Here is a 1,137-nt window from a genome sequence, read left to right as displayed (position 1 = left end):
TGCCCTGGTCAACGGGGAAATCGTTGAGGAAGGCAATCACGAAACCCTGATGGCTAAAAAAGGCGAATATTACCGATTGTATAATTTGCAGTTTAAAGACGAAGGAAATGGCAATGATCGATTGGCAAAGGATATGGAATGATGAAGATTCGATTCGCCGTTTCAGTCCTACGAGAGCGCTGCTTTATCTGTCCTCCCTGATCTACCGGCTGATTGTTGATTTGCGCAACCGGCTTTATGACCGGCAGATTCTGGAATCCGTCAGGCTGTCCTGTCCGGTCATCAGCGTCGGCAACATCACCGTTGGGGGCACAGGCAAAACCCCCTGCGTGATCGGACTTGCCCGAATGCTTCAACAGAACGGTTTCAAGTGCGCGGTGATCAGCCGGGGTTACGGAGGAAAAAATCCGCAATCCGTCAACATCGTTTCTGATGGAAACAGCGTCCTGCTTGGCGCCGAAAGTGCCGGCGACGAACCGCTTCTTATCGCCCGGTCATTGCCCGGCATTCCCGTCATCACCGGAGCAAAGCGGAAGTTAACCGGTCAGGCGGCAATCGAGAGGTTCGGAAGCAACGTACTGATCTGCGACGACGCATTCCAACACCGGCAGATTGTCCGCGATATCGATATTGTTCTGCTTGACGCCGAAAAACCGCTGGGGAACGGATATCTTCTGCCACGCGGCCCGCTTCGAGAGCCAAAGGACAGCCTCCAACGCGCGGACTGCGTTATTTTGACGCGTGCGGGAGGCACGGAGCCTTTGCATCCGGATGTCGCCGGAATCGCCAGCAAGGCGGGCATTCCTGTTTTCCGCGCAGCTCATCAATTCAAGGAATTGATCAGACCGGGGGAAAATCACCCCCTGGAGCAAAACGGCTTGAAGGGGAAAAAAGTCTGCGCGTTTTGCGGCATTGCGCAACCGGCGTCTTTTAAAAAGCTGTTAATCGACGCGGGTTCGGAACTCTTGTCGTTCATGGAGTTTCCCGATCACTATGCCTATGAGCGCAACGACCTGGAAGCATTAAAAAATCTTTTTCTGAAATTTCACGCGGATTACTGGATCACTACGGAAAAGGATGCCATGCGCCTGGAAGCCCATCCTGATTTTTTAAAAACCCTTTGCATTTTGCGTGTGG

1 protein-coding gene is annotated in these 1,137 nt (G+C 52.7%); it reads left to right on the top strand.

All coding sequences use genetic code 11. The features are described from left to right. Positions 1–113 precede the first annotated feature (113 nt). A partial coding sequence (gene lpxK, locus CVU71_18765; GenBank protein ID PKN16384.1) for a tetraacyldisaccharide 4'-kinase occupies positions 114–1,137 on the top strand: 1,024 nt, incomplete at its 3' end.

This window comes from Deltaproteobacteria bacterium HGW-Deltaproteobacteria-6 (assembly GCA_002840435.1).
Classification (GTDB): Bacteria; Desulfobacterota; Syntrophia; order Syntrophales; family Smithellaceae; genus UBA8904.
The sequence above is the reverse complement of the archived record's forward strand: the minus strand, read 5'-3'. Positions and strand labels throughout refer to the sequence as shown.